A 7,333-nucleotide genomic window follows, 5' to 3' on the forward strand; every position below is an offset into this window, starting at 1 on the left:
AATGCCGTCTGAAAACTTTCTGTTTTCAGACGGCATGTCTTAATGGCTATTAAATGACTTCAATAGCGCATCCTAGTAGCGCAAACGGCGTCTGGCGTAGCTTGGTTGGCGAGGACGGTAGGTATAACGGTTCGCCGCAGGAGCTTTACTGTCGTCATAGTAGTACGCAACATTATTACCGTTGATGGTCGTATTGTTGACGCTCAAACCGGTTGGAGAGCCGGTAGTAATAACAACATTGTCGCTTTGGATGGTGTTTGCCGTATTGGTTACGTTGGCTTCGTTTTTACCTTTGGCGTTGATGCCGCCGTTTGGTTTGCCTGAAGCGTAGCTGCCGTTGACATTGACGGTCAGATTTTTTTCGTTAACGCTGCTGATCGCGCCGGAAGTATTGACTTTGTTGCCTTCTACTTCAACGGAGTTGTTGGATACCAAGTTGGTACCGTGCAGGTTGACGTCGCCGTTGTTGGCATTGATTTTAATATCGTTGCCGGCCGCTACATTTGCGCCTGCGGCGGTAGAAGAAGCGTTATCGGTTTTGTTGACGCCGACAGAGCCATTGACGTGAGGAACGGCAACACCGGTTTCAACATTGATTGTCGCGCCAGCGCCGATACCGACATTGACGGCTGTACCTTGGTTGGAGGCAGTATTGGCTGACTCGGTGAAGGTTACGCCGTTGCCTGCGGTAATGTTGACGTTGTTGTTGGCGGTAATGTTGGATGCGATTTCAGCAGAGTCTTTGGCGTTGATGACAACATTGGTAGCATTCATATCGCCTTTGACGGCGGTAGATTCTTTTTTGTTTTCATCAGCGTAGTTGACGTTCAGGTTGGCATTCACATCAACGTTTGAACCGTCTTTGGTGTATGCGCCGATAGTCAAAGAAGCGCCGCCTTGTTTGCTGCTGCTGTTGCTGGTGTTGTGGGCGGCAGTGTTGTGGTATGAACCTGCATCAATGTTGATCGCACCGGTAACATCGTATTTTGTACCTTCATCAGACACTTTGTCATTTGCCAAAACGATGGCATTGCCTGCGTTGATGGTGGTTACGGTTGCAGTGGATTCATTGTGGGTCGAAGAATTGCCTTGACCTTGTGCAGTGATTTCACCGCCGATGCCTTTGTTGGTGCTGATGCCGGCAGAAACGACCAAACCGCCGCCGTTTTGTTTCACATCGGATTTCGCGCCGCTGTGTGCCGCTGCATGGGTAACGTTTTTGGCAGATTCAACCACATTGCCGGTCGCATTAATCACTGTACCTTCTTGATTAATATTGCCGTTAGCAGTGATGGTGGAGTTGCCGCCGGTGTTGATGTTGGATACATGAGATGTATTCGTTACGGTAGTTGCATCTGTTTTGGTGCTGGTAATGCCGACAGATACGCCGACGCCTGCAACGTTATTTTTTTCGTATGCAGTAGCAGATACGCCCAAATCGGTTACGCGGCCGGATTCGGTTACAGTGTTGCTGCCTTTGGATGCAACAATATTGACGTCATTGGCTGCGGAAATATTGACGGATTCTTCGCCGTTGATTTGGCTGCCGCTGACGGTAACGTTTGAGTTGGAAGACAACTGGGTGTTTTTACCGGTCAAAATGCTGCCGTTCAGGCCGACAGAATGGGTGTCGGTGTGGGTATCGGTGAATTTGATACCGGCTTTGGCAGTCACGCTGCCGTTTTCTTTATTGGTTTCGATACCAGAGTAGCCTTTGATGGAATACTCGTTGACCTGTTTGTTTTCTACCGCTTTGGCAGCATCAATGGTCAAATCGCCTGCGGAAGCCAGTTGCAGTTTTTGTGCCGCAAACAATGCAGAACCGATCACATTGATGTCTTTGTTGGAAACAACGGTCAGGTCGGCATTGGAAACCAAGGTAGAACCGGTTACTTTTTCAATGCTGCTGTTGCTGCTGGTTTTAGAGGTAGTGATATTGAAAATCGTACCTTTACGCGCGCTTTGTGAGGAAGTATCGGTGCTGGTGGCGTTTTTAATATCAACATTGCCTGCTTTGGAGCTGACGAATGTACCGGCTTGGCCTTCAACGGTACTGCCGTAAACGTTGACGCCGTTTTTTGTACCTAAGACTACGTTTGAGTTGGCAGTAATGCTGCTGCCGTGCAGGTTTTCTGTACGGTTGTTTTGAACTTGGCTTTCACCGCCGAACAGGCCGCCCCAGTATTTTTTCTGGTCGTCGAGGCTGTTGGTGTTGATGGTGGTTTGAGTACCCAAGTTGATCTTGTTGACATCGGTAACGACATTGCCGTTTGCCGCGATGCTTGCGCCGTAAGTGCTCAAATCGCCTTCGGAAATCAAACCGATATCACCGGCTGCGGAGATTTTAGTTTGATGGGCGGTAGAGTTTTTTGAAGATTTTGTAGCGATGCCGGTTTTCAGGGCAGCAGTTTCATTTTTGAAGCTGACATAAGTCGAGCTGCTGTCAGTTTCGCTGTTGCTGCTCAATACGATTCCTTGTTGGGCGGCAATGCGAGCATCAGCAGCCGAGTTTAGTTCGGTCGCATCCAATTGAACTTTGCCTGTGGTGGCAATATTGACAGAACCGGCATTGATTTTGGTTTGATGCAGGCTTTCGTCAGCAGAAGAGCTCAGGTTGTTGTTGTACCAAAGGCCTTTGCTTTGAGTGTGGTCGGATTCTGTACGGTTGGTTGTTTTTACCGCGTTAGAATTGATGTTGCCCGTGGCAGAGGCAGTCAGCGCACCGGCATTGATGTTGGCCGCGCTCAGGTTGAGGCTGCCGCTGTTGTTCAAAGTCAATGACTCGGATGCATTGATATTGCTGGCGGTAAAGGTTTCTGTTTTGTTGCGGTCCGAACGGAAGTGCTGAACATTTTTCGCCTCTTTGCCGCTGGAAGATTTATTGGCGGAATGGCTGGTAACCGTGCCTTTGATGTCGGTATCACGGGCAAACAATTCCATTTGTGTGCCGGTCAGATTGGCTGACTGGATGCTCAGGTTGCCTTTGCTGTCGATATTCAGGTAGCGGGTGCCGGTAATGGCGGCATTTTGAATGTTTTGTTTGGCGCGTTTGTCAGTCGCGTGGATACGGATGGTACCGGCGCGCATACTGCCGAAGATATGGCCGTCAAGCACCGGTGCATTTGAAGCAGCGTCCAATGCTTCGATTTGTGCGGTTTTGTAGTCGAAGTTGCTTTTGCCTGAAGAAACATTGATGGCATCGGCGGCATTAACGTTGGCTGATTTGCCGACTACAACTTGCGGCGCGAGCAGGTCAACTACGCGGTTGCCGCTCAAATTGCCGTTTACTTGCAGTTGTTTGCCATTGTCGCTGATATGGAAAGATTTCAACGCGCCGTCTGAAACGGTTGGCGAACCGACAACTAAGGATGCGCGGTTGGCATTCAGGATGCTGCCACCGTTGTGGGTAATGCCGTTAGGGTTTGCCAAAACATAGTCTGCGGCAATACCGAAGATCTCTTGCTGACCCAAGATCAGGGAAGGGTTTTTGCTGACCACTTCATTCAAGATCACAGATGCGGCCTGACCTTGGAAGTTTTTGTTGGCAGACAGGTTTCCGGCCAGTTGGGATTTACCGGCAGACAGGGCGTTATTCAAAACGGCGCCGTGTTGGGAAACGTTGTACTTGTTATATTGGTTGTGAGAAAGACCTTGGGCCGTCGGTGCGGCAATGTTGACGATGTCAACATTGTATTGCTGCTGTACCGAAGTTTGGCCGATGGCTTCGATATTGGCCGCTACCGCTGCATTTCCCAGGAATGCAAAGCACACGGCGACAGTTACTTTGCCGGAAGCTGAGAGCTTAGGCTGATATAAAGTGTCGATTTTCATGGATTTTAATCCTTATTTATCGTGATGGAGATTGAATCAGAAATCCCATATCGGGTATGAGATTTCTGTTGAGGAAATTTTGAATGTATTAACATTGTTATAAAATTTTTTACAATCATACCACCAGTACGGCCTTGTGTGCACTATTTCAAATGCAAATATAAACCGCCCATCTTATTGATATTAATGAAAAATTAATAACGTTAAGATGGGCGGTTTATATATTGGATAAAAGGATATATATTTACATAACTTTAAAATGGAATGCGCAAAGAAACGGTCACATGATCCTGTATTTCGCTGTTTGATTGGTTGGGCATGCGCGCAAAACCTTTGCCATAGTCGGCAGAAAGCTGCCATTTGTCCGCCTTGCCTAAATTCAAACCTGCAACCACACCCATGGCACGTTGCGAACCTTCGTTATTGTTTTTGGCAACGCCGATGTCCGCGCTCAGATAAGGCTCGATATAGATGCCGTGAGGCGTATTGCGGCGGAAATAAACGGTATTGCTTAACAGGACTGCGCTGTTTGCGCTCAAAGAAGTCGAACGGAAACCGCGTACATTTTGATAGCCGACGATGTCCATTTCTTTGGTGGCAAACAAATCATGCGGGCTATATTGGGCATCGATTTGGTGATGGTTGCGCACGATCCATTTACCCAATGGACGGTTTTGAATCAAATTGCTTTGCAAGGATACAGAGGTATAGCGCTTGTCGAACGGCGTATGTTCGGTATTTTTCGCAAACCCTTGTTCTACGCCGATATTGTTGAGCCAAATGCCGTTTGGCAGGATGGCTGTATGCGACAGGCCGACTTGTGCCGAATAGATTTCCGGGCTTTGCAGTTCCAGTTTGCTGTCAGCAAATTTTGCAGTCTGTTTCACATAATCGATGCCGGCATAGGCGGAGGTAATGTGTTTTTGACTGCGTGAAAATACGCGGTCCGCTTTGATTCCTGCCGCTTTGGATTTGGAGCGGTAGGCATAGCGCGTTACGCTGGGCGTTAAGATGCTTTGCGATTGCGACGCGGCGGCGTAAGTGCTGAATGTCCATGCGCCATAAGGTACTTGGTAGAACATACTGCCGCCGCGACTGTAATGGCTGTCGTGGTTGTTTAGATTGGTATAGCCGTTTAAATAAAGGGAGTCGCTCAATCCCAACGGGCTGCCGACACTCAGGCTGCCGCGCAGTGTCGTGGTATTGGGTTTGCTGCCTTTATTGTCGATGGTAACGCTGCCGCCCCAATGTTTTTGTGCATCGTTGTTGAGTTGGATGGAGGCGGTGCCGTCATCATGCGGATAAACATCGATGCTGACGTTGTTGCCGACAACATGGTTTGCCTGTTCGATACCTTGGTCGAGGTATTGGATGTTCAGCGGTTTGCCTTGATGATTGGGGAAGAGGGTATCAACGTTGACTGTATGGGAGCTGCCGGTAATCTCACGGATTTTGCCTTCGATGACTGCCAATTTCAGGACGCGTTCAGGCGTGGTTTCAAATTTGATTTGCGTATGCGGATAGCCTTGAGCGATATATTCGGCAACGATATCCCGGTTCAGTTGGTTGATGCTGTTTTGATTGATGCATTTGGGTAACTTGGCTTCAATCTTTTGGGAATCGATGAGGGTAATACCGGAAAGTTCGATACCGGTGTAATCCAAGCATTCGGTATTGTTTTCAGACGGCACCTCTTGTGCAACCGCATCGTTATCTTGTTTTTTTTGTAAATCCCATGCCGACTGCTCGCGTTTTTGGATTTCGACCGAATGAATCTGGTCGAGATTGTCGCGGAAGTCTTTGTCGAATTGGTTGGGTACGTTTTTATCGATTTGATCAAGCGGATTCGGCGTATTGGCCGCATAGGCGTTTAGCGCGGAGAGAATCAATACGGGCAGGGGCAGAAGGCGGGATTTATACATGGTGTCGTAATTTTATAGGGATAATAATTGGGTTTATTTTATCGAAAATAGCTGCTTGGGGCGCATCAGTTTTTATCGTTGTCTGTAATTAGGGTCTGCTAAACTGCTATGAAACAAATTTCTATGATAATACCATAAAATTATTAAGGGAATTTAAATAACAAAAACCTGCCTTTGAAAAGGCAGGTTTTTTCAGACGGCCTGTGAGCCGTTAAAGATTTTGCAAACGCTCGACAGAAGGCGCGTAGTAGTAAGCACCTGATACGGCTTTAGACAAATATTTCAGCAGTAAGTCGGTTTTGCCGTCTGCATCGCCGAACATATTGAGCAGCTGAACTTCAATATTGTGCAGCGTGTTGCAATAGGAAGTGAACATCAAACCATGTTCGCCGCTGATTTTGCCGAAGGGCAGGCTGCGGCGGACAATTTTCAAGTCAACGCCGTTTTCCTTGACATTGACGCGGCCGAGATGGGAGTCGGGCAGGCGTACATCTTCGCTGAATTCATCATTGGTTTCTTTGCTGCGGCCCACGCTGGCTTCTTGTTCGGCAGTAGGAACGGCATCCCATTTTTTCAAATCGTGCAGGTATTTTTGCAGCAAAACATAGCTGCCGCCGGCATCGGGCTTGCCTTCGGGAATAATGGCGACATTGCGCACATTGTCATCGCCCTGCGGATTTTCCGTACCATCGACAAAACCGTCCAAGCCGCGGTCTTCATACAGGCGCAGGCCGTGTTCTTCAGTGGATACGCGGATGCTGTCGCCGAATGCGCCTAAAACAGATTGAGCCAAGGCATAGGCAGCTTTTTGCTCGGTGGCTTGAATGTGGATATAGAGGTCGTGTTGGGTGGAAGGGGCGAGGCCGTTGCCCAATTCTGGGAAAGGTTTGATTTCACTGCCTTCGTCAGTATGGCCGAACAATTGCCATGCGCGACTGCCGAAGGCAATGGTCAAACCCAAAATATCATTTGGAAAACGGGTTTTTAATTTGGCCAGAGCCTCCAAAGAAAGACGGCAGGCGGATTTGATGTCTTCGTTTCGGCCGTCTGAAATGTCTGCTTCGATAAAAATACCGGCTTGTGCGTGATCAGGAATAATAGCTGATTGAGGGTGGCTCATGATGATTCCTTTCAAAATATTATGGGTTTTTACGTGGGGGATTATACACTGAAAGTTTCAGACGGCCTAAAATCTGCCTTTTGATTTTTTAGGGCGGAAAGGCATGTTTGGCAAGATGTTTTTTGTGAGCGTCATTCTGTTGCAAGTGTTTACATTCGGGCTTGGGCGTTCGTTGCAATGGCTGTTTGCGCCTTGGATTGGCAAAGTTGGCAGACGTTGGCTGATGGGTATTTCCTATTGCATTACAAACGGCTTGTTGGTCGGCTTGCTGCTGGAGTTGGGACATATGATGTTCCGCGTGGTGGCGTTTTGGATGGTGATCTTGCTGTTTGTGATGTATGCCGCGTTGGCGACATTTATCCTGTATCTTTTGCTGCGCCGTTTTGTGGCGCGCCAACCGCTGTCACGAAGCCTGCGGCTGTTTGCGCCTTTGTTTGTGGCTGGTTTACTCGGTTTTGGG

General features: G+C 48.3%; 3 protein-coding genes and 1 pseudogene. 1 reads left to right on the top strand and 3 read right to left on the bottom strand.

All coding sequences use genetic code 11. From position 1 onward, the window contains the following. Window positions 1-72: 72 nt before the first annotated feature. From HMPREF2608_RS04545 to HMPREF2608_RS04555, 3 genes are all read right to left on the bottom strand, one after another. Complete coding sequence (locus HMPREF2608_RS04545) at window positions 73-3,831, bottom strand: hemagglutinin repeat-containing protein (protein WP_070826129.1); 3,759 nt, start codon at window positions 3,829-3,831, stop codon at window positions 73-75. Window positions 3,832-4,085: 254 nt separating this feature from the next. Further along, window positions 4,086-5,753 (bottom strand): ShlB/FhaC/HecB family hemolysin secretion/activation protein, encoded by a 1,668-nt coding sequence (locus tag HMPREF2608_RS04550; protein ID WP_070826130.1) that lies wholly within the window; start codon window positions 5,751-5,753, stop codon window positions 4,086-4,088. A 211-nt stretch (window positions 5,754-5,964) separates the two neighbouring features. Further along, window positions 5,965-6,873: a Dyp-type peroxidase gene (locus HMPREF2608_RS04555; protein WP_070826131.1), complete on the bottom strand. Its 909-nt coding sequence runs from the start codon at window positions 6,871-6,873 to the stop codon at window positions 5,965-5,967. Window positions 6,874-6,976: 103 nt separating this feature from the next. On the opposite strand from HMPREF2608_RS04555, the pseudogene HMPREF2608_RS04560 reads away from it, so the two are divergent. Next, window positions 6,977-7,333 (top strand): annotated as a pseudogene (locus HMPREF2608_RS04560) (metallophosphoesterase); the annotation flags it as partial.

Source organism: Neisseria sp. HMSC064D07 (assembly GCF_001837185.1).
Classification (GTDB): domain Bacteria; phylum Pseudomonadota; class Gammaproteobacteria; order Burkholderiales; family Neisseriaceae; genus Neisseria; species Neisseria flavescens_C.

What these genes read in the sequence shown, in the direction of transcription:
- HMPREF2608_RS04545 (WP_070826129.1), bottom strand. Translation starts at nt 3,831, where the DNA reads ATGAAAATCGACACTTTATATCAGCCTAAGCTCTCAGCTTCCGGCAAA.
- HMPREF2608_RS04555 (WP_070826131.1), bottom strand. Translation starts at nt 6,873, where the DNA reads ATGAGCCACCCTCAATCAGCTATTATTCCTGATCACGCACAAGCCGGT.
- HMPREF2608_RS04550 (WP_070826130.1), bottom strand. Translation starts at nt 5,753, where the DNA reads ATGTATAAATCCCGCCTTCTGCCCCTGCCCGTATTGATTCTCTCCGCG.